Source organism: Streptomyces sp. NTD91, from assembly GCF_059510455.1.
Map to the genome: position 1 here is coordinate 1 of NZ_JCAJZW010000115.1, position 1,899 is coordinate 1,899.

Annotated in this window: 1 protein-coding gene; it reads left to right on the forward strand. The window is 75.0% G+C overall.

All coding sequences use genetic code 11. The annotated features are described in order from the left end of the window. Nucleotides 1-1,899 (forward strand): acyltransferase domain-containing protein (locus AC5WRT_RS38780; RefSeq protein ID WP_496098903.1); only part of this gene is annotated, 1,899 nt, incomplete at both ends.

Here is a 1,899-nt window from a genome sequence, read left to right on the forward strand (position 1 = left end):
CCCGCGAGGAAGCCGCCGAGGGCGCCGAGGGCGCGCAGCCCGATGAGGGCCGCGAGGCCGCCACGGCGCCCGACGGTGAGCGCGTGCTGCCGTGGGTGCTGTCCGCCCGCACCCCCGACGCCCTGCCCGCCCAGGCCGCCCGCCTCCTCGCCCACCTGCGGGAACACCCCGAGACCAGGCCGCTCGACCTCGCCTGGTCGCTCGCCGCGCACCGCTCCGCGCTGACCTACCGCGCAGCCGTCATCGGCACCGGGCCCGACGAGCTCCTCGCCGGCCTCACCGCCCTCACAGACGGCGCGCCCGCCGACAGCATCGTCACCGGGACCGTCCGACGCGACGGCCGTACCGCCTTCCTGTTCGCCGGCCAGGGCTCCCAACGGCTCGGCATGGGCCGGGAGTTGTACCACACGTACCCCGTGTTCGCGGAAACCTTCGACGCGGTCGACGCGGAACTCCCCTTCGACCTCAAGGCGATCGTCTTCGGGGACGACGAAGCGACGCTGAACCGGACCGAGTACGCCCAGCCCGCCCTGTTCGCCTTCGAAGTCGCCCTGTTCCGGCTGCTGGAGTCGTGGGGTGTACGCCCGGACGTGCTCGCCGGGCACTCCATCGGCGAGATCGCCGCCGCGCACGTCGCCGGCGTATGGTCGCTGGCGGACGCCACCCGCCTCGTCGCCGCGCGCGGCAGGCTGATGCAGGCGCTGCCGACCGGTGGTGCGATGGTCGCGGTGCAGGCCTCCGAGGGCGAGGTGCTGCCCCTCCTGGGCGACGGTGAGGACGCGGGCATCGCCGCGGTCAACGGCCCGCAGGCCATCGTGGTCTCGGGTGCGGCGGACGCCGTGGAGCGCATCGCCGCGCACTTCCGCGACCAGGGCCGCAAGACGACCGCCCTGCGCGTGAGCCACGCCTTCCACTCGCCGCTGATGCAGCCGATGCTGGACGAGTTCCGCGCCGTGGCCGCGAGCCTCGGCTACGCGGAACCCGCTCTCCCGATCATCTCCACCGTCACCGGCACCACCGCCACCGCCGAGGAACTGCGCTCCTCCGAGTACTGGGTGCGCCACGTCCGCGAGAGCGTCCGCTTCGCCGACGCCGTACACACCCTCGCCGCTCGCTCAGTCACCCGCTACCTCGAACTCGGCCCCGACGGCACCCTCACCGCGCTCGCCCAGAACACCCCCGCGGCCGCGACCCGGACAGGCGGCGGCGACGCGACCCTGTTCACGGCGACCCTGCGCAGAGACCGCGACGAACCCGCCTCGGTCGTCACGGCGCTGGCCCGCCTCCACGCCCACGGCGCCGCTGTCGACTGGGCAGCCGTCGTGCCCGGCGGACAGCGGGTCGACCTGCCCACGTACGCCTTCCGGCACCGCCGCTACTGGCTCGCCGACCACGGACATCCCGCGACCACCACCGGTACCGGCGCACCCGGCACACGACCGGGCGGCGACAGCGCCGACGCCGAGTTCTGGGACGCCGTGGACCGGGGCGACCTCGCCGCCCTCGCCGCCTCGCTCGGCGTCACCGCGGACTCCCTGGACGGATTCGTCCCCGCCCTGTCGACGTGGCGGCGCCGCCGCCGGGAGCGCGCACGCACCGACGCGTGGCTGTACCGGCCGCACTGGCAGCTGCTCGACCCGTCCTCCGACACCGCGCTCTCCGGCCGGTGGCTCCTCCTGGTCCCCGAGGGCACGATCCGCGACGACCGCACCGGCACCCTGCGGACGGCCCTCACCGTGCGCGGAGCCGAAACCACGGTCCTCGAACTCCCGGGCACGCCCGAACGCGCCGTGTTCGCGGCCGACCTGGCGGACCAAGCCGCCGACGACGTCTCGGGGGTCGTCCTGGTCGTGCCTACGACCGACGCCGACGCGGCCCAGGCCTGCGGAACCGTCGCCG